The sequence below is a fragment of the Klebsiella sp. PK01 genome, assembly GCF_057624675.1.
This window is the reverse complement of the sequence record NZ_JBYEZM010000012.1, coordinates 1-18,826: the sequence shown is the minus strand read 5'-3', so window position 1 is coordinate 18,826 and position 18,826 is coordinate 1. Positions and strand designations below refer to the sequence as shown.

The following is an 18,826-nucleotide window of genomic DNA, read 5'->3' as shown; positions in this document are numbered from 1 at the left end:
TTCTGCTGATACTTCGACCCACAGAGGAGTTTTTTATGTCCAAGTCTGATGTTTTTCATCTCGGCCTCACTAAGAACGATTTACAAGGGGCTACGCTGGCTATCGTCCCTGGCGATCCGGAGCGTGTGGAAAAGATCGCCGCGCTGATGGATAAGCCGGTTAAGCTGGCATCACATCGTGAATTTACCTCCTGGCGCGCTGAGCTGGATGGCAAACCGGTGATTGTTTGCTCCACCGGTATCGGCGGCCCGTCGACCTCTATCGCCGTGGAAGAGCTGGCGCAGCTGGGGGTTCGTACTTTCCTGCGTATCGGCACCACCGGGGCGATTCAGCCGCACATCAACGTTGGTGATGTGCTGGTGACGACCGGTTCTGTCCGTCTGGATGGCGCCAGCCTGCACTTTGCGCCGATGGAGTTTCCGGCCGTTGCTGACTTCGCTTGTACCACCGCGCTGGTGGAAGCGGCGAAATCAATTGGTGCGACCACCCATATCGGTGTAACAGCCTCCTCTGATACCTTCTATCCAGGCCAGGAGCGTTACGACACCTTCTCCGGCCGTGTCGTGAGCCGCTTCAAAGGCTCAATGGAAGAGTGGCAGGCAATGGGCGTCATGAACTATGAAATGGAATCCGCTACGCTGCTGACCATGTGCGCCAGCCAGGGCCTGCGCGCCGGGATGGTGGCAGGGGTTATCGTCAACCGTACCCAGCAAGAGATCCCTAACGCCGAAACCATGAAGCAAACCGAAAGCCACGCGGTGAAAATCGTTGTGGAAGCGGCGCGCCGCCTGCTGTAGTTCTTCACTTTTTCTCGCAAGGCCGGACCCTCCGGCCTTTCTTTTTTGCGTAGCGCCTCGCAGGAAAATCCTTTTCAACTGGACGTTTGTACAGCACAATTCTATTTTGTGTCGTAAGTGGTTGCCGGGGAGGCGTTGTGGATATCTCTATTGTGATAAGCGCCGTGGTGGCGCTGGCGGCAGGGTTAATCGTTGGCTGGCTGGCGACAAAAGCCCGCGCCGATCAAATCCGTGCCGATCTCATTGAAGAGCGCCGCGAGCTGGATATCGAACTTAGCGCCGCACGTCAGCAGCTGGTGCAGGAATCGCACTGGCGCGATGAGTGCGAACTTCTCAACAACGAGCTGCGCAGCCTGCGTGATATCAACACCTCGCTGGAGGCCGACCTGCGGGAAGTGACCACTCGTCTGGAATCTACACAGCTACACGCCGAAGATAAAATCCGCCAGATGGTCAACAGCGAGCAGCGCCTGAGCGAGCAGTTTGAAAACCTGGCGAATCGCATATTCGAACACAGCAACCGCCGGGTTGATGAACAAAACCGGCAGAGCCTGCATGGCCTGCTGACGCCGCTCCGGGAACAGCTCGACGGCTTTCGTCGCCAGGTTCAGGACAGCTTCGGCCAGGAGGCGCGTGAGCGCCACACGCTGGCGCACGAAATCCGCAACCTGCAACAGCTGAACGCACAGATGGCGCAAGAGGCGTTAAACCTGACGAAAGCGCTGAAGGGCGATAACAAAACCCAGGGCAACTGGGGAGAAGTGGTGCTAACCCGCGTGCTGGAGGCCTCCGGCCTGCGCGAAGGCTATGAGTATCAAACACAGGTCAGCATCGAAACCGATAACCGCTCGCGGATGCAGCCGGATGTTATCGTGCGCCTGCCGCAGGGCAAAGACGTGGTTATCGACGCCAAAATGACGCTGGTCGCCTATGAGCGTTATTTCAACGCTGACGACGACTACACCCGCGAAGCGGCGCTACAGGAGCATATTGCCTCGGTACGTAACCATATTCGCCTGCTGGGCCGCAAAGATTATCAACAACTGCCGGGGTTACGTTCGCTCGACTATGTATTGATGTTTATCCCCGTCGAGCCGGCGTTCCTGCTGGCTATCGACCGTCAGCCTGAGCTTATCAGCGAGGCGCTGAAGAACAATATTATGCTGGTTAGCCCAACAACCCTGCTGGTGGCGCTGCGCACCATCGCGAATTTGTGGCGCTATGAGCATCAAAGCCGCAACGCGCAGAAAATCGCCGAGCGCGCCGGGCGCCTGTACGACAAGATGCGGCTGTTTGTCGACGATATGTCGGCCATCGGTCAAAGCCTTGATAAAGCTCAGGATAACTATCGTCAGGCGATGAAAAAGCTCGCCTCCGGGCGCGGCAACCTGCTGGTACAGGCCGAATCATTCCGTGGCCTGGGGGTCGAGGTTAAACGCGAGATTAATCCTGATTTAGTCGAACAAGCCACGGCGCAGGATGACGAATACCGCCTTGAGGAAGATGAAAATTTACCGCAGGAAGATGTGTTTAGTGCCGATTCCGCGTCTGTAGCGAGAGCAAACGAGCACGTCAGGCCAAGCTGAAACGTATGGGAAATGGCCTGAATCTGTTACACTCGCTGAACATTTTCTTGATAAGTAAGCGGGCATAGAGATGGTTGAGGATTCACAAGAAACGACGCATTTTGGCTTTCAAACGGTAGCCAAAGAGCAGAAGGCGGACATGGTGGCGCATGTATTCCATTCTGTCGCTGCAAAATATGATGTGATGAACGACTTAATGTCGTTCGGGATTCATCGCTTGTGGAAGCGCTTCACCATCGACTGCAGCGGCGTGCGTCGTGGGCAAACCGTGCTGGACTTAGCGGGCGGTACCGGCGACCTGACGGCGAAGTTTTCCCGTCTGGTGGGTGAAACCGGTCGCGTGATGCTCGCCGATATCAACGATTCGATGCTCAAAATGGGCCGCGAAAAACTGCGTAACATCGGTATTGTCGGTAACGTCGAATACGTTCAGGCCAACGCCGAAGCGCTGCCGTTTGCGGATAACACCTTTGACTGCATCACCATCTCCTTTGGCCTGCGTAACGTTACCGATAAAGACAAAGCGCTGCGTTCAATGTACCGCGTGCTGAAACCGGGCGGACGTTTGCTGGTTCTGGAGTTCTCCAAACCGATTCTCGAACCACTGAGCAAAGCCTACGACGCTTACTCCTTCCACGTGCTGCCGAAAGTCGGCGAACTGGTGGCAAACGATGCGGAAAGCTATCGCTATCTGGCGGAATCCATCCGCATGCATCCCGATCAGGAGACCCTGAAAGGCATGATGCAGGAGGCGGGTTTTGAAAGCGTCGACTACTACAACCTGACGGCAGGTATTGTCGCGCTACACCGCGGCTATAAGTTCTGACAGGAGGGACGCTATGCCTTTCGCACCACTGGTTACCGCTGGCATCGAAACGGTTCTTAATACTTTTCTCTGGCGCGACCGCGCGCTTAAACCGGCGCGTCAACGCCTGCTGGGGAAAGTGCTGCGCGTAGAGCTCAAAGAGCTGTCGGCGCCTGTCGTGCTGGCCTATAGCGAGCAGCAAATCGACGTGCTCGGCGCATGGGAAGGCGAAGCTGACTGTACCGTAATTACCCGCCTGAGCGTGCTGCCGCAGTTGCGTAACCGCCAGCAGTTGACCGCGCTGATTCGCAGCGGCGATCTGGAAGTGCAGGGCGACCTGCAGGTTGTGCAGAACATGGTCGCGCTTTGCGATCTGGCGGAGTTCGATCCGGCAGAGCTACTGGCGCCGTATACCGGCGATATCGTCGCTGAAGGGGTTGGCAAGGTACTTCGCGGCGGCGCGCGCTTCCTGCTGCAGGGCGCGCAAAGCCAGCAGCGCTACGTCGCTGAAGCGATTACCGAAGAGTGGCGACTGGCGCCGGGCCCGTTAGAGATGGCCTGGTTTGCTGAAGAATCCGCCGCCGTGGAACGCGCGCTGGCCGCACTGGAAAAACGGCTGGAAACGCTGGAGGGCAAATGACGCCAGGAGAATTACGGCGCCTGTATTTTATCATCCGCACCTTTTTGAGTTACGGGCTTGATGAGCTCATTCCCAAAATGCGTATCACGTTGCCGCTGCGCATCTGGCGGCGAATGTTGTTCTGGATGCCGAATCGCCACAAAGATAAACCGCTGGGTCAACGCTTACGCCTGGCGCTGCAGGAGCTGGGCCCGGTGTGGATTAAGTTCGGCCAGATGCTCTCCACCCGCCGCGACCTGTTCCCGCCGCAAATCGCCGATCAGCTGGCGCTGCTGCAAGATCGCGTCGCGCCTTTCGATGGCAAATTGGCAAAACAACAGATCGAACAAGCGATGGGCGGGCTGCCCATTGAAGCCTGGTTCGATGATTTCGCCATTGAGCCGCTCGCCTCCGCCTCTATCGCTCAGGTCCATACCGCGCGTCTGAAAGACAACGGCAAAGAGGTTGTCATCAAGGTCATCCGCCCGGATATCCTGCCGGTGATCAAAGCGGACATGAAATTAATCTACCGCCTGGCGCGCTGGGTGCCTCGTCTGCTGCCGGATGGCCGCCGTCTGCGTCCGCAGGAAGTCGTCCGCGAATATGAAAAAACGCTGATGGACGAGCTGAACCTTCTACGCGAGTCGGCTAATGCTATTCAGCTACGGCGCAATTTCGAAGACAGCCCAATGCTATACGTGCCGGAAGTCTATTCCGATTACTGTAGCGAAGGCATGATGGTGATGGAGCGGATCTACGGTATTCCGGTGTCCGATGTCGCCGCGCTGGAAGCCCAGGGCACCAACATGCAGTTGCTGGCGGAGCGTGGGGTGCAGGTCTTCTTTACCCAGGTGTTCCGCGACAGCTTTTTCCATGCGGATATGCATCCGGGTAATATTTTCGTTAGCTACGATCATCCGCATGACCCGCAATATATCGGTATCGACTGCGGTATCGTCGGCTCGCTGAACAAAGACGATAAGCGCTATCTGGCTGAAAACTTTATTGCTTTCTTCAACCGTGATTATCGTAAGGTTGCCGAGCTGCACGTCGATTCCGGCTGGGTGCCGCCGGATACCAACGTTGAAGAGTTTGAGTTTGCGATTCGCACCGTGTGCGAGCCCATCTTTGAAAAGCCGCTGGCGGAAATCTCCTTCGGCCACGTATTGCTGAATCTGTTTAATACCGCGCGGCGTTTCAACATGGAAGTCCAGCCGCAGCTGGTTTTGCTTCAGAAGACATTACTTTACGTAGAAGGGGTAGGTCGTCAGCTCTATCCTCAGTTAGACTTGTGGAAAACGGCGAAGCCTTTCCTCGAGTCGTGGATTAAGGATCAGGTCGGTATTCCCGCGCTGGTGCGTGCGTTTAAAGAAAAAGCGCCGTTCTGGATTGAACGAATGCCGGAAATTCCTGAGCTGGTGTACCAAAGCCTGCAGCAGAGCAAACAGCTGCAGACCAGCGTCGATACCATCGTGCGCGACTTCCAGGTGCGCCACGTGCGCCAGGGGCAGTCCCGTTATCTGTTTGGTATAGGCGCCGTTTTGCTTTTAAGCGGTACGCTGTTATTTATCCACCGCCCGGAGTGGGGCATGATGCCTGGCTGGCTGATGGCCGGCGGCGTCGTAACCTGGCTTATTGGTTGGCGAAAAACGCGCTAACAGGTTTCGCGTTTATTCTGGCGCATTGATTCTTGCGCGAAGTCATGTGAGCGGCCTGACAAAGAGGCGTCTCACCGGATGACGTGTATAATGCGCTCTCATCATTCATCATCTGTCATAGGGGAACGTGTATGGGTGGTATCAGTATTTGGCAGTTGTTAATTGTTGTCGTCATCGTAGTTCTGCTTTTCGGGACGAAGAAGCTGAGCTCGCTGGGTTCGGATTTAGGCGCATCGATCAAGGGCTTTAAAAAAGCGATGAGCGATGACGAAAAATCTGATAAGTCCTCAGCCGATGCAGATTTTGCAGCGAAAACTATCGCTGATAAACAAGATGATGCGAAAAAAGACGAGACAAAACGCCACGACAAAGAGCAGGTGTAATTCGTGTTCGATATCGGTTTTAGTGAACTATTGCTGGTGTTCGTGATTGGCCTCATCGTATTGGGGCCACAGCGACTACCTGTCGCCGTCAAAACGGTGGCCAGCTGGATCCGTACGTTGCGCTCGCTGGCGACCACCGTACAAAATGAGCTTGCCCAGGAGCTAAAACTGCAGGAGTTTCAGGAGAGCCTGAAGAAGGTGGAAAAGGCCAGCCTGGATAATCTGACTCCGGAGCTCAAAGCCTCGATGGATGAACTGCGCGAAGCGGCTGAATCCATGAAGCGTTCCTATACCGCCCACGATCCTGAAAAGGCCAGCGACGAAGCGAACACCATTCATAATCCGGTCGTCAAAGGTAGCGAAGCGCAGCGCCAGGATGTCACGCCGGCGACGGCGGAACACCAGGTCAGCGCTCCGGCACATGCGCCGGAACCCGTTGTCGATGAGCTATCCGCTTCGTCGGCTGAAGCCCCGGCAGCTAAGGAAAAAGCCGCCGCGGCAGTGCCAGATTCTTCCCCCGCATCGAGTGATAAAGCGTAAAAAATGGGCGTAGACGAGACTCAACCGTTAATTTCTCATCTGATTGAGCTGCGTAAGCGCCTGCTCAACAGCATTATTGCCATCCTGGTGATCTTCCTGGCGTTGGTTTACTTCGCCAATGATATCTATCAACTGGTATCCGCTCCGCTTATCAGCAAAATGCCGGTAGGCGCGACGATGATCGCCACCGATGTCGCTTCTCCTTTCTTCACGCCGATCAAACTGACCTTTATGGTCTCGGTGATCCTGTCGGTACCGGTCATTCTTTATCAGGTATGGGCGTTCGTCGCGCCGGCGTTGTATAAGCATGAACGTCGGCTGGTCATGCCGCTGCTGGTTTCCAGTACGCTGCTGTTCTATATCGGTATGGCTTTCGCTTATTTCGTCGTGTTCCCGCTGGCATTTGGCTTCCTGACCCACGCCGCGCCGGAAGGGGTATTAGTTTCGACCGATATCCGTAGCTACCTCGATTTTGTCATGGCGCTGTTTATGGCTTTCGGCGTGTCGTTTGAAGTGCCGGTCGCCATCGTCCTGCTCTGCTGGATGGGCGTCACGACGCCGGAAGATTTACGTAAAAAACGGCCCTACGTGCTGGTGGGCGCCTTCGTGGTCGGTATGCTGCTGACGCCGCCGGATGTGTTCTCGCAAACGCTGTTGGCCATCCCCATGTATTGCCTGTTTGAAGTCGGGGTGTTCTTTGCCCGTTTCTACACCGGGAAACGCCTGACGCGTGACGAAGATGCCGCCGCCGAAGAGGCGGAGAGCAAAGAAGAGTAACAACGCCAACCGCCCGTCAGGGCGGTTGTCATATGGGAGTTATGATGTTTGATATTGGCGTAAATCTGACCAGCTCGCAGTTTTCCCGCGATCACGACGAGGTGGTTGCGCGCGCGCAGGCGGCGGGTGTCCAGGGGATGTTGCTGACCGGCACCAATCTGCATGAAAGCCAGCAGGCGCAGCAGATGGCTGGCCGTTACGCCAACTGCTGGTCTACCGCGGGTGTACATCCGCACGATAGCAGCACCTGGACGGAGTCGGTGGCCGAAGAAATTCACGCGCTGGCCCGCCAGCCGCAGGTGGCGGCGATTGGCGAATGCGGTCTTGATTTCAACCGTAATTTCTCAACGCCGCAGGAGCAAGAGAAGGCGTTCAGCGCCCAACTGGCGCTGGCGGCCGAGCTCTCAATGCCGGTATTTTTACACTGCCGCGACGCCCATGAACGGTTCCTTGCGCTGCTGGAGCCGTGGCTCAATAAACTGCCCGGCGCCGTGTTGCACTGCTTTACCGGAAGCCGCGCGGAAGTGCTTCAGTGTCTTGATAGAGGTTTATTTATCGGTATCACCGGTTGGGTGTGCGATGAGCGGCGGGGACTGGAGCTTCGCGAACTGTTGCCGGCGATCCCGGCGGAACGTTTGCTGCTGGAGACCGACGCGCCATATCTGTTGCCGCGCGACATGAAGCCGAAGCCCTCCTCGCGGCGCAACGAGCCCGCTTATCTGCCGCATATTCTGGCAAGCGTAGCGGGCTGGCGAGGCGAGGAAGCGCAATGGCTGGAGGAGGTTACGGATGCGAACGTCAGGAAGCTGTTTGGCGTGCGCTTTTAACCGCGCCGTCAGATTTTATAGAAGTCGGTATTTTTAACGCTTTGCAGGACCTGTTTATTCAACAGATTGAGGAGCAGCATGGAGCGTGCTTCGCCGTCGGGCTCGGTGAAGATAGCCTGCAGTCCTTCAAAAGCGCCGTCGGTGATTAACACGCTGTCGCCTTCATGAGGCGTTTCCGGGTCGGTAATGCCTTCCGGTTTATAAATGGAAAGTTGGTGAATCACCTCTGAAGGCACCACTGCCGGTTGGGCGCCAAAACGGACGAAACTGTTCACTCCGCGGGTGGCGCTGATGGTGGTGGTATGGATAACCTCGGGGTCGAATTCGACGAACAGATAGTTTGGGAACAGGGGCTCGCTGACCGTAGTACGTTTACCACGGATGATTTTTTCCAGCGCGATCGTCGGCATCAGGCAATTGACTGCCTGACGTTCAAGGTGTTCCTGGGCGCGCTGAAGCTGCCCACGTTTGCAATAAAGTAAGTACCAGGCTTGCATAATGACTCTTTCCGCTTTACTACCTGCAAGCATAACAAAAGCCTGGAACAATCGCGAAAACCATTATAAGCGAAAGCGTAAATAGCCTGTTCATTTACGCTTATTTAACAAAAGTACAGCATCGTTGCGGCGAAAATCGTATAATCAGCCGCTAGTATAGAGGTCAATAATAACTCCATGAAATACCACGATCTACGCGACTTTCTGACATTACTTGAGCAGCAGGGCGAGCTAAAACGGATAGCCCTGCCGGTCGACCCGCATCTGGAAATTACCGAAATTGCCGACCGCACTTTGCGTGCTGGCGGCCCGGCGCTGCTGTTTGAAAACCCGAAAGGCTACTCAATGCCGGTGCTGTGCAACCTGTTTGGCACGCCGCGCCGCGTGGCGCTGGGGATGGGCCAGGAAGACGTCAGTTCGCTACGGGAAGTCGGGAAGCTATTGGCCTTTCTGAAAGAGCCGGAGCCGCCAAAAGGCTTCCGCGATCTGTTTGATAAGCTGCCGCAGTTCAAGCAAGTGCTGAATATGCCGACCAAACGTCTGCGCGGCGCGCCTTGTCAGCAAAAAATCATCCAGGGCGATGACGTCGATCTCAACAAAATACCGATTATGACCTGCTGGCCGGAAGATGCCGCGCCGTTGATTACCTGGGGGCTGACGGTGACCCGAGGCCCGCATAAAGAGCGGCAAAATCTGGGTATTTATCGCCAGCAGCTGATCGGCAAAAATAAACTCATCATGCGGTGGTTGTCCCACCGCGGTGGCGCCCTGGATTTCCAGGAGTGGTGCGCGGCGCATCCCGGCGAGCGTTTCCCGGTATCCGTGGCGCTTGGCGCCGATCCGGCGACCATTCTGGGCGCGGTGACGCCGGTGCCCGATACCCTGTCGGAATATGCTTTCGCAGGCCTGCTGCGCGGCACCAAGAGCGAAGTGGTGAAGTGCGTTTCCAATGACCTTGAAGTGCCGGCTAGCGCGGAAATTGTGCTTGAAGGCTATATTGAGGCCGGCGAGATGGCGCCGGAAGGGCCGTACGGCGATCATACCGGCTACTACAATGAAGTGGACAGCTTCCCGGTATTTACGGTGACCCATATTACCCAGCGCGAAGACGCGATTTATCATTCGACCTATACCGGTCGCCCGCCGGATGAACCCGCGGTGCTGGGCGTGGCGCTGAACGAAGTCTTTGTGCCGATTCTGCAAAAGCAGTTCCCGGAAATCGTCGACTTCTATCTGCCGCCGGAAGGATGTTCCTATCGCCTGGCGGTGGTCACCATGAAAAAACAGTACGCCGGTCATGCCAAGCGCGTGATGATGGGCGTCTGGTCGTTCCTGCGCCAGTTCATGTATACCAAGTTCGTGATTGTTTGCGACGATGACGTGAACGCGCGCGACTGGAACGACGTGATTTGGGCGATTACTACCCGTATGGACCCGGCTCGTGATACGGTACTGGTAGAAAATACGCCAATAGATTATCTGGATTTTGCCTCGCCGGTTTCCGGCCTGGGTTCAAAAATGGGGCTGGATGCCACAAATAAATGGCCTGGCGAAACCCAGCGTGAATGGGGTCGTCCAATCAAAAAAGATCCTGAGGTGACGGCGCGCATCGACGCCATCTGGGATGAACTGGCCATCTTTAAATAACAGTAAGCGGGGCTAACGCCGCTGTTTTGCTCTATAGACCCGACAGAGGGGACGCATGACAACCTTAAGCTGTAAAGTGACCTCGGTGGAGGCGATTACCGATACCGTGTATCGCGTTCGATTAGTACCGGAAGCGGCATTCTCTTTCCGCGCCGGCCAGTATCTGATGGTGGTGATGGACGAGCGCGACAAGCGTCCGTTTTCTATGGCTTCCACGCCGTCAGAGCATGAGTTTATCGAGCTGCATATCGGTGCTTCTGAACTCAATCTGTATGCGATGGCGGTGATGGATCGCATTCTGAAAGAGCGTGAAATTGAGGTTGATATTCCGCATGGCGAAGCGTGGCTGCGCGATGACGAAGATCGTCCGCTGATTCTGATCGCCGGTGGTACCGGATTCTCTTATGTGCGTTCTATTCTGTTAACCGCGCTGGCGCGTAACCCGGATCGCGATATCGCCATTTATTGGGGCGGCCGCGAGGCTAAACATCTGTACGATCTGGCCGAGCTGGAAGCGTTAAGCATCAAGCATCCGAATCTGCGCATCGAGCCGGTGGTCGAGCAGCCGGAAGAAGGATGGCGCGGCCGTTCCGGTACGGTACTGACTGCGGTGCTGCAGGATTACGGTACGCTGGCCGAGCATGATATTTACATTGCCGGTCGCTTTGAGATGGCCAAGATTGCCCGCGACCTGTTCTGTAATGAACGCGGCGCGCGCGAAGACCGCCTGTTTGGCGATGCGTTTGCCTTTATCTGAAAATAAAAAACCCGCCCCTGACAGGCGGGAAGAACGGCAACTAAACCCCCTCTAATCCATTATTGCCTGTTGGCTGGCAGGCAATAATGGCATCGAGTTTTTTACCTACATCCGCTCAAATACGGTGGCGATCCCCTGGCCTAAACCGATGCACATGGTTGCCAGACCGAACTGCGCGTCTTTACGTTCCATCTGATTGATCAAGGTGGTGCTAATACGCGCCCCGGAACAGCCCAACGGGTGGCCGAGCGCGATCGCGCCGCCGTTAAGGTTGATCTTCTCGTCAATCTGCTCCATTAACCCCAGATCTTTAATACACGGCAGGATCTGCGCGGCAAACGCTTCATTCATTTCAAAGACGTCGATATCGCTGGTGGATAATCCCGCTTTTTTCAGCGCCAGCTTTGAAGCCGGAACCGGGCCATAACCCATAATGGACGGGTCGCAGCCGACTACCGCCATTGAGCGGACGCGAGCGCGTGGCTTCAGCCCCAGCTCACGGGCGCGGCTTTCGCTCATCAGCAGCATCGCCGCCGCGCCGTCGGAAAGTGCGGAAGAGGTGCCCGCCGTTACCGTGCCGGTCACCGGATCGAAAGCCGGTCTCAGTGCCGCCAGCGCTTCGACGGTGGTTTCCGGACGGATCACTTCGTCGTAATTGAAGGATTTCAACACACCATCGGCATCGTGACCGCCGGTCGGGATGATCTCCGCTTTAAATGCTCCGGATTGCGTCGCCGCCCAGGCGCGAGCGTGAGAGCGTGCGGCGAATTGATCCTGCATTTCGCGGCTAATGCCGTGCAGACGCGCCAGCATTTCCGCGGTCAGCCCCATCATACCGGCGGCTTTCGCCACATTACGGCTAAGGCCCGGATGGAAATCGACACCGTGGCTCATTGGTACATGGCCCATGTGCTCAACGCCGCCAATCAGGCAGACGCTGGCGTCGCCGATCATGATCATTCGGGCGGCATCATGCAGCGCCTGCATGGAGGAACCGCACAGGCGGTTAACCGTTGTCGCTGGTACCGAGTGCGGGATTTCCGCCAGCAGCGCGGCGTTACGGGCAATGTTGAAACCCTGCTCCAGCGTTTGTTGCACGCAGCCCCAGTAAATATCGTCAATCGCGCTCGCCTCAAGGGACGGGTTACGCGAAAGCAGGCTTCGCATCAGGTGTGCGGAGAGGTCTTCCGCGCGCACGTTGCGAAAGGCGCCGCCCTTTGAACGGCCCATCGGGGTGCGAATTGCATCGACAATGACAACCTGTTCCATTGTGACTCCTTAAGCCGTTTTCAGTTCGCCAACCGGACGGGCTGGTTCTACTGGAGGATAATACGCTTCGTTATGACGGGCCTTGTTACGCAGACCCTCCGGCACGGTATAAAGCGGGCCGAGGTGCTGGTATTGCTGCGCCATATCGAGATATTTTGCGCTGCCGATGGTGTCCAGCCAGCGGAATGCGCCGCCGTGGAACGGAGGGAAGCCCAGGCCGTATACCAGCGCCATATCCGCTTCCGCCGGGCTGGCGATGATGCCTTCTTCCAGGCAACGAACAACTTCGTTAACCATTGGGATCATCATACGGGCGATAATCTCTTCATCGCTGAAATCGCGCTTCGGCTGGCTGACTTCGGCCAGCAGACTATCGACCGCGGCGTCTTCTTCTTTTTTCGGTTTGCCTTTACTGTCTTCTTTATAACGCCAGAAACCGAGGCCGTTCTTCTGGCCGAAACGGTTGGCGTCAAACAGCGCGTCGATCGCATCGCGATAATCTTTCTGCATTCGCTGTGGGAACCCCGCCGCCATGACCGCCTGGGCATGGTGCGCGGTATCGATGCCGACAACATCCAGCAGATAGGCCGGGCCCATCGGCCAGCCAAACTGTTTTTCCATTACTTTATCGACTTTGCGGAAGTCCGCGCCGTCGCGCAGCAGCTGGCTGAAGCCTGCGAAGTAGGGGAACAGGACGCGGTTGACGAAGAAGCCGGGACAATCATTCACCACGATCGGCGTTTTGCCCATTTTGCTGGCCCAGGCCACGACTTTGGCAATGGTCTTATCCGAAGTTTTCTCACCGCGGATCACTTCAACCAGCGGCATGCGATGTACCGGGTTAAAGAAATGCATACCACAGAAATTCTCCGGGCGCTGCAGAACGCTGGCCAGCTCGCTGATAGGAATCGTTGAGGTGTTGGAAGCCAGCACGGTGTCCGGACGCACTTTCTCTTCGGTTTCCGCCAGTACCGCTTTCTTCACTTTCGGGTTTTCCACCACCGCTTCAACGACGACGTCCACGCGGTCAAAACCGCTATATTCCAGCGTTGGCTGAATGGTGCTAATCACTCCGGCCAGCTTCAGGCCGTCGATTTTTCCGCGTTCCAGCTGTTTATTCAGCAGCTTCGCCGCTTCGGTCATGCCAAGGGTCAGCGATTTGTCGCTGATGTCTTTCATCACCACCGGCACGCCTTTCCAGGCTGACTGATAAGCAATGCCACCACCCATAATGCCGGCGCCTAATACGGCGGCGTGCTTCGGTGTTTCGACATCTTTAGTGAGTTTTTTCGCTTTCGCTTTGACGTACTGGTCGTTAAGGAAGATGCCGACCAGCGCGCGCGCTTCATTAGTGTGCGCTAGCGGAACAAAACTTTGGTTTTCCAGCTTCAGCGCGTCGTCACGACCAAGACGCGCGGCGGCTTCGATGGTTTTTACCGCGGTGATCGGCGCCGGATAATGTTTTCCAGCGGTTTGCGCGACCATGCCTTTGGCAATAGTAAAGCTCATGGCGGCTTCAACTTTGCTGAGCTTCAGCGGTTCCAGTTTCGGCTGACGTTTGGCTTTCCAGTCCAGATCGCCATTAATCGCCTGACGCAGAATCGCCAGCGCGCCGTGATGCAGTTTTTCCGCGGCAACAATGCCGTCAACGAGGCCAATTTTCAGCGCTTGATCGGCGCCGACGTCTTTACCGGCGGCAATAATTTCCAGCGCGCTATCGGCGCCGAGCAGGCGCGGCAGACGTACGGAACCGCCGAAGCCAGGCATAATGCCCAACTTGGTTTCCGGCAGGCCGATGCGCAGATCCGGCGTCGCGAGGCGATAGTCGGTCGCCAGCACGCATTCGCAGCCGCCGCCCAGCGCATAGCCGTTAACCGCTGACAGCGTAGGAACCGGTAAATCTTCCAGGCGATTGAAGACGCTATTGGCAAAGTGCAGCCACTGGCTCAACTGTTCTTCCGGCACCAGGAATAGCGAAAGGAATTCGGTGATATCGGCGCCGACGATAAAGGCCGCTTTTTCAGAGCGCAGCAGCAGCCCTTTGAGATCTTGTTGTTTTTCGAGTACGTCCAGCGCGTGACCGAGGCTGGCAACGGTTGCAGTATCAAGCTTGTTAACCGAGCCGGGGGCGTCGAAAACCAGTTCGGCAATGCCATCTTCCAGCCAGTCGAGGTACAGGGTGTCGCCTTTGTAGAGCATGTCAGTCTCCTGAATCCAGCAATATGATCTGGTCATACCAGATGACTCGGAGTGTGGAATTTATGTTAAGAAAATGCAAATTACTCTTTAAATAATTGCTGGTCGGATCACATCCGGTAGAAATCACCCGGCCTGGAGCCAATGTGCTAAGATGCGGAGAATCACGATCCAATAAAAGCAAAGGATAAAAGATGGAATCACTGGCCGCGCTTTATAAAAATCATATCGTTACCCTACAAGAACGTACCCGCAAAGTATTAGACCGCTTCAAGCTGGATGCTCTGCTGATCCACTCCGGCGAGCTGATTAATGTCTTCCTCGACGATCATCCGTATCCGTTTAAAGTTAACCCGCAATTTAAGGCGTGGGTGCCGGTGACCCAGGTGCCAAACTGCTGGCTGCTGGTGGATGGCGTGAATAAACCGAAGCTGTGGTTCTATCTGCCGGTCGATTACTGGCACAACGTTGAGCCGCTGCCGACCTCTTTCTGGACCGAAGAAGTGGACGTGATTGCGTTGCCGAAAGCCGACGGCATTGGTGGTCAACTGCCCGCGGCGCGTGGCAATATTGCGTATATCGGCCCGGTGCCGGAGCGTGCTATCGGTCTGGAGATCGCGGCAGACAAAATCAACCCGAAAGGCGTTATCGACTATCTGCATTATTATCGCGCTTACAAAACCGACTATGAGCTGGCTTGTATGCGTGAAGCGCAGAAATCGGCGGTCAACGGCCATCGCGCGGCCCACGAAGCTTTCCAGTCGGGGATGAGCGAGTTCGATATTAATCAGGCTTACCTGACGGCGACCGGTCATCGCGATACCGATGTTCCTTACAGCAACATCGTGGCGCTGAATGAGCATGCGGCCGTATTGCATTACACCAAGCTGGATCACCGTGCGCCAACCGAGATGCGCAGCTTCCTGTTGGATGCCGGCGCAGAGTACAACGGCTATGCCGCGGACCTGACGCGTACCTGGGCAGGTCACAGCGACAACGACTTCGCGCAGCTGATTAAAGACGTTAACGACGAACAGCTGGCGTTGATCAGCACCATGAAGGCCGGCACCAGCTACGTTGATTACCATATTCAGTTCCATCAGCGCATCGCAAAGCTGCTGCGTAAACACCAGTTAGTGACCGGCATGAGCGAAGAGGCGATGGTGGAAAACGATCTGACCGGGCCGTTTATGCCGCACGGGATTGGTCATCCGCTGGGCCTGCAGGTTCATGATGTCGCCGGTTTCATGCAGGACGATACCGGTACGCATCTGGCGGCGCCGTCGAAGTATCCTTACCTGCGCTGCACCCGTATTCTTGAACCGCGTATGGTGTTGACCATCGAACCAGGCATCTACTTTATTGAGTCGCTGTTGGCGCCATGGCGTGAAGGGCAGTTCAGCAAGCACTTCAACTGGCAGAAAATTGAAGCCATGAAGCCGTTTGGCGGGATCCGTATCGAAGATAACGTGGTGGTTCACGAAAACAGTATCGAAAATATGACGCGCGACCTGAAACTGGCGTAATGGAAAGTTGGTTGGTGCCGGCCGCGCCGGTGAGCGTTGTTGAAGAGATCAAAAAGAGCCGTTTCATCACGCTGTTGGCGCATACCGACGGCGTGGCGGCGGCGAAAGCGTTTGTCGAATCGGTCAGGGCTGAGCACCCGGACGCTCGTCACCACTGTGTGGCATGGGTTGCCGGGCCTCCTGATGATTCACAGCAGCTGGGTTTCTCTGACGATGGCGAACCGGCGGGAACGGCAGGTAAACCCATGCTGGCGCAGCTGATGGGCAGCGGCGTCGGCGAGATAACCGCGGTGGTGGTGCGCTACTACGGTGGTATTCTGCTGGGTACCGGCGGCCTGGTGAAGGCCTATGGCGGCGGCGTCCATCAGGCGCTTGCGCAGTTGAAAACGCAGCGCAAGACGCCGTTAACCGCATATACTTTGCAATGTGAATACGGACAGCTAGCCGGGGTAGAAGCGCTGCTGGCGCAGTTCTCGGGCATTATTGTGGAAAGCGAATATCAGGCGTCTGTGCAACTGCGCGTCGCGCTTCCGCAAGCTGAAGTGGCCCCTTTTTCAACAAAACTGGCTGATTTTAGTCGTGGTTCATTGCAATTACTGAAGATTGACGAATAATCCCCACCTGATTTTTTTGTAACCCAAAGGAAGCGCCAGAGATGCATTTTCGCGCGATAACCCGAATCGTTGGACTGTTGGTCATCTTATTTTCGGGGACGATGATTGTCCCGGGATTAGTGGCCCTGATATATCGCGATGGCGCGGGGCGAGCTTTCACCCAAACCTTCTTTGTTGCCCTGGCGATTGGCTCCATGCTGTGGTGGCCGAACCGCAAGCAAAAAGGCGAACTGAAATCCCGCGAGGGGTTTCTGATTGTCGTGCTGTTCTGGACCGTGTTGGGCAGCGTCGGTGCGTTACCGTTTATCTTTGCTGAACAGCCTAATCTGACGGTGACGGATGCCTTTTTTGAATCCTTCTCCGGCTTAACCACTACCGGTGCGACGACGCTGGTGGGGCTGGACTCACTGCCTCATGCCATCCTGTTCTATCGCCAGATGCTGCAGTGGTTCGGCGGTATGGGGATCATCGTGCTGGCGGTGGCGATTTTACCTATCCTCGGCGTCGGGGGGATGCAGCTCTACCGGGCGGAAATGCCGGGCCCGTTGAAAGACAATAAGATGCGCCCGCGTATCGCCGAGACGGCAAAAACGCTGTGGCTTATTTATGTCTTATTAACCGTCGCCTGCGCATTGGCGCTGTGGTTTGCCGGAATGCCGGCATTCGACGCGATTGGCCATAGCTTTGCGACCATCGCTATCGGCGGCTTCTCAACTCACGATGCCAGCGTCGGCTACTTTAATAGCCCGATGATTAACTCCATCATCGCCATCTTCCTGCTGATCTCCGGCTGTAACTATGGCCTGCACTTTTCGCTATTAAGTGGGCGCAGTTTGCGGGTTTACTGGCGTGACCCGGAATTCAGAATGTTTATCGGTGTTCAGCTAACGCTGGTTATCGTCTGTACGCTGGTATTGTGGCTACATAATGTCTACGGCTCGGTGTTAACGACGCTGAACCAGGCGTTCTTCCAGGTGGTGTCGATGGCGACGACCGCTGGGTTTACCACCGACAGTATTGCGCGCTGGCCGTTGTTCCTGCCTGTGCTGTTACTTTGCTCTGCATTTATCGGCGGCTGCGCCGGGTCAACGGGCGGTGGTTTGAAGGTCATTCGTATTCTGTTGCTGTTTAAACAGGGGAATCGTGAACTTAAACGCCTGGTGCATCCAAACGCCGTCTATAGCATTAAGTTAGGTAACCGCGCGCTGCCGGAACGTATTCTGGAAGCCGTATGGGGGTTCTTCTCCGCCTATGCGCTGGTCTTTATCATTAGTATGTTGGCTATTATCGCTACCGGTGTTGATGACTTCTCTGCTTTTGCTTCAGTTGTGGCGACGTTGAACAACCTGGGGCCAGGGCTTGGGGTCGTTGCCGATAACTTTGCGACAATGAACCCGGTCGCGAAATGGATCCTGATTGCTAATATGCTGTTTGGTCGTCTGGAAGTGTTCACCTTATTGGTGCTCTTTACCCCCACTTTCTGGCGCGAATAACAGGAGTGCTCGTGAAAACTTTAATTCTTTTCTCCACCCGTGACGGGCAGACCCGTGAAATTGCCTCATACCTGGCCTCCGAACTTAAGGAGCTGGGAATTGATGCGGATACCGTGAACCTGAACCGTACCGACACGGTTGAGTGGCATCACTACGATCGCGTCGTGATTGGCGCCTCTATACGCTATGGGCACTTCCATCCTGCGCTGGACCGCTTTGTGAAAAAGCACCTGGCATCACTGCAGGCGTTGCCGGGAGCATTCTTCTCGGTAAACCTGGTGGCGCGCAAAGCGGAAAAGCGGACGCCGCAAACCAACAGCTATACGCGCAAGTTTCTCCTTAATTCGCCGTGGCAGCCGCAGAGCTGCGCGGTATTTGCCGGCGCGCTGCGTTATCCGCGCTATCGCTGGTACGATCGCTTTATGATTCGTTTAATTATGAAGATGACCGGCGGCGAAACGGACACCAGTAAAGAAGTGGTTTATACGGATTGGCCGCAGGTGGCCAGATTCGCTCAAGAAATCGCGCAAATGACGAGCAAATAGCGCGTAAAACTCGCGTTATGGTGGAAAATCGAGCGAACGAAAAGTTTTTTTGAATTTCCTCTTGTCACTTCAGAATTACCCCCTATAATGCGCCACCACTGACACGGAACAACGGCAAACAAGCCGCCGGGTCAGCGGGGTTCCGGTGAGAACCTCGCGGAGAAAAGCAAAAATAAATGCTTGACTCTGAGGCGGGAAAGCGTAATATGCACACCCCGCGCCGCAGCGAAAAACGAAGCGGCACTGCTCTTTAACAATTTATCAGACAATCTGTGTGGGCACTCAAAGTG

18 protein-coding genes are annotated in these 18,826 nt (G+C 55.7%); 15 read left to right on the top strand and 3 right to left on the bottom strand.

Going from position 1 to position 18,826, the window contains the following annotated elements; translation table 11 throughout:
• The first annotated feature begins 35 nt into the window (after positions 1 to 35).
• From udp to tatD, 9 genes are all read left to right on the top strand, one after another.
• Complete coding sequence (gene udp / locus AC22LX_RS23815) at positions 36 to 797, top strand: uridine phosphorylase (RefSeq protein ID WP_004181652.1); 762 nt, start codon at positions 36 to 38, stop codon at positions 795 to 797.
• A gap of 137 nt (positions 798 to 934) precedes the next feature.
• Positions 935 to 2,383: a DNA recombination protein RmuC gene (gene rmuC, locus AC22LX_RS23810; protein WP_045395604.1), complete on the top strand. Its 1,449-nt coding sequence runs from the start codon at positions 935 to 937 to the stop codon at positions 2,381 to 2,383.
• A 70-nt stretch (positions 2,384 to 2,453) separates the two neighbouring features.
• Positions 2,454 to 3,209, top strand: a complete 756-nt coding sequence (gene ubiE, locus AC22LX_RS23805) for a bifunctional demethylmenaquinone methyltransferase/2-methoxy-6-polyprenyl-1,4-benzoquinol methylase UbiE (RefSeq protein WP_045395605.1) — start codon at positions 2,454 to 2,456, stop codon at positions 3,207 to 3,209.
• A 13-nt stretch (positions 3,210 to 3,222) separates the two neighbouring features.
• On the top strand, positions 3,223 to 3,828 hold the full coding sequence (gene ubiJ / locus AC22LX_RS23800; protein ID WP_045395607.1) for a ubiquinone biosynthesis protein UbiJ: 606 nt from the start codon (positions 3,223 to 3,225) through the stop codon (positions 3,826 to 3,828).
• The gene (gene ubiB / locus AC22LX_RS23795) at positions 3,825 to 5,465 is read left to right on the top strand and encodes a ubiquinone biosynthesis regulatory protein kinase UbiB (protein WP_015368845.1); all 1,641 of its coding nucleotides are present in this window, start codon (positions 3,825 to 3,827) and stop codon (positions 5,463 to 5,465) included. Before ubiJ ends, ubiB begins: the two co-directional genes overlap by 4 nt.
• A 131-nt stretch (positions 5,466 to 5,596) precedes the next feature.
• Positions 5,597 to 5,848 (top strand): Sec-independent protein translocase subunit TatA, encoded by a 252-nt coding sequence (gene tatA, locus AC22LX_RS23790; protein ID WP_015368844.1) that lies wholly within the window; start codon positions 5,597 to 5,599, stop codon positions 5,846 to 5,848.
• Positions 5,849 to 5,851: 3 nt separating this feature from the next.
• Entirely contained in the window at positions 5,852 to 6,388 is a 537-nt protein-coding gene (gene tatB, locus AC22LX_RS23785) for a Sec-independent protein translocase protein TatB (RefSeq protein WP_045395609.1), read from the top strand.
• A gap of 3 nt (positions 6,389 to 6,391) precedes the next feature.
• On the top strand, positions 6,392 to 7,165 hold the full coding sequence (gene tatC / locus AC22LX_RS23780) for a Sec-independent protein translocase subunit TatC (protein ID WP_015368842.1): 774 nt from the start codon (positions 6,392 to 6,394) through the stop codon (positions 7,163 to 7,165).
• A gap of 32 nt (positions 7,166 to 7,197) precedes the next feature.
• Positions 7,198 to 7,992 (top strand): 3'-5' ssDNA/RNA exonuclease TatD, encoded by a 795-nt coding sequence (tatD, locus tag AC22LX_RS23775; protein ID WP_163351264.1) that lies wholly within the window; start codon positions 7,198 to 7,200, stop codon positions 7,990 to 7,992.
• Positions 7,993 to 8,000: 8 nt separating this feature from the next.
• Here tatD and rfaH read toward each other — a convergent pair whose 3' ends face one another.
• Entirely contained in the window at positions 8,001 to 8,489 is a 489-nt protein-coding gene (gene rfaH, locus AC22LX_RS23770; RefSeq protein WP_045395614.1) for a transcription/translation regulatory transformer protein RfaH, read from the bottom strand.
• Between the two features lie 177 nt (positions 8,490 to 8,666).
• On the opposite strand from rfaH, the gene ubiD reads away from it, so the two are divergent.
• Positions 8,667 to 10,136 (top strand): 4-hydroxy-3-polyprenylbenzoate decarboxylase, encoded by a 1,470-nt coding sequence (gene ubiD, locus AC22LX_RS23765; RefSeq protein WP_045395617.1) that lies wholly within the window; start codon positions 8,667 to 8,669, stop codon positions 10,134 to 10,136.
• A gap of 55 nt (positions 10,137 to 10,191) precedes the next feature.
• The gene (gene fre / locus AC22LX_RS23760; RefSeq protein WP_008807928.1) at positions 10,192 to 10,893 is read left to right on the top strand and encodes an NAD(P)H-flavin reductase; all 702 of its coding nucleotides are present in this window, start codon (positions 10,192 to 10,194) and stop codon (positions 10,891 to 10,893) included.
• A gap of 105 nt (positions 10,894 to 10,998) precedes the next feature.
• Here the strand turns inward: fre and fadA are convergent, their stop codons facing one another.
• Positions 10,999 to 12,162, bottom strand: a complete 1,164-nt coding sequence (fadA, locus tag AC22LX_RS23755) for an acetyl-CoA C-acyltransferase FadA (protein WP_487334246.1) — start codon at positions 12,160 to 12,162, stop codon at positions 10,999 to 11,001.
• 9 nt (positions 12,163 to 12,171) lie between these two features.
• The gene (fadB, locus tag AC22LX_RS23750; protein ID WP_045395620.1) at positions 12,172 to 14,361 is read right to left on the bottom strand and encodes a fatty acid oxidation complex subunit alpha FadB; all 2,190 of its coding nucleotides are present in this window, start codon (positions 14,359 to 14,361) and stop codon (positions 12,172 to 12,174) included.
• Positions 14,362 to 14,552: 191 nt separating this feature from the next.
• On the opposite strand from fadB, the gene pepQ reads away from it, so the two are divergent.
• Genes pepQ through hemG form a run of 4 tightly spaced genes read left to right on the top strand, consistent with a single transcriptional unit; the run spans position 14,553 to position 18,536 of the window.
• Positions 14,553 to 15,884, top strand: a complete 1,332-nt coding sequence (pepQ, locus tag AC22LX_RS23745; RefSeq protein ID WP_047045732.1) for a Xaa-Pro dipeptidase — start codon at positions 14,553 to 14,555, stop codon at positions 15,882 to 15,884.
• Positions 15,884 to 16,498, top strand: a complete 615-nt coding sequence (locus AC22LX_RS23740) for an IMPACT family protein (protein ID WP_047078532.1) — start codon at positions 15,884 to 15,886, stop codon at positions 16,496 to 16,498. Before pepQ ends, AC22LX_RS23740 begins: the two co-directional genes overlap by 1 nt.
• A 41-nt stretch (positions 16,499 to 16,539) precedes the next feature.
• Positions 16,540 to 17,991 (top strand): Trk system potassium transporter TrkH, encoded by a 1,452-nt coding sequence (gene trkH, locus AC22LX_RS23735; protein WP_015368834.1) that lies wholly within the window; start codon positions 16,540 to 16,542, stop codon positions 17,989 to 17,991.
• Positions 17,992 to 18,002: 11 nt separating this feature from the next.
• Positions 18,003 to 18,536 (top strand): menaquinone-dependent protoporphyrinogen IX dehydrogenase, encoded by a 534-nt coding sequence (gene hemG / locus AC22LX_RS23730; RefSeq protein WP_047066646.1) that lies wholly within the window; start codon positions 18,003 to 18,005, stop codon positions 18,534 to 18,536.
• The last annotated feature ends 290 nt before the right edge of the window (positions 18,537 to 18,826 follow it).

Coding starts and splice junctions, on each gene's coding strand:
- udp (WP_004181652.1), top strand. CDS start 36: ATGTCCAAGTCTGATGTTTTTCATCTCGGCCTCACTAAGAACGATTTA.
- tatC (WP_015368842.1), top strand. CDS start 6,392: ATGGGCGTAGACGAGACTCAACCGTTAATTTCTCATCTGATTGAGCTG.
- fadB (WP_045395620.1), bottom strand. CDS start 14,361: ATGCTCTACAAAGGCGACACCCTGTACCTCGACTGGCTGGAAGATGGC.
- fre (WP_008807928.1), top strand. CDS start 10,192: ATGACAACCTTAAGCTGTAAAGTGACCTCGGTGGAGGCGATTACCGAT.
- rfaH (WP_045395614.1), bottom strand. CDS start 8,489: ATGCAAGCCTGGTACTTACTTTATTGCAAACGTGGGCAGCTTCAGCGC.
- ubiE (WP_045395605.1), top strand. CDS start 2,454: ATGGTTGAGGATTCACAAGAAACGACGCATTTTGGCTTTCAAACGGTA.
- fadA (WP_487334246.1), bottom strand. CDS start 12,162: ATGGAACAGGTTGTCATTGTCGATGCAATTCGCACCCCGATGGGCCGT.
- pepQ (WP_047045732.1), top strand. CDS start 14,553: ATGGAATCACTGGCCGCGCTTTATAAAAATCATATCGTTACCCTACAA.
- ubiJ (WP_045395607.1), top strand. CDS start 3,223: ATGCCTTTCGCACCACTGGTTACCGCTGGCATCGAAACGGTTCTTAAT.
- ubiB (WP_015368845.1), top strand. CDS start 3,825: ATGACGCCAGGAGAATTACGGCGCCTGTATTTTATCATCCGCACCTTT.
- trkH (WP_015368834.1), top strand. CDS start 16,540: ATGCATTTTCGCGCGATAACCCGAATCGTTGGACTGTTGGTCATCTTA.
- AC22LX_RS23740 (WP_047078532.1), top strand. CDS start 15,884: ATGGAAAGTTGGTTGGTGCCGGCCGCGCCGGTGAGCGTTGTTGAAGAG.
- ubiD (WP_045395617.1), top strand. CDS start 8,667: ATGAAATACCACGATCTACGCGACTTTCTGACATTACTTGAGCAGCAG.
- tatD (WP_163351264.1), top strand. CDS start 7,198: ATGGGAGTTATGATGTTTGATATTGGCGTAAATCTGACCAGCTCGCAG.
- tatA (WP_015368844.1), top strand. CDS start 5,597: ATGGGTGGTATCAGTATTTGGCAGTTGTTAATTGTTGTCGTCATCGTA.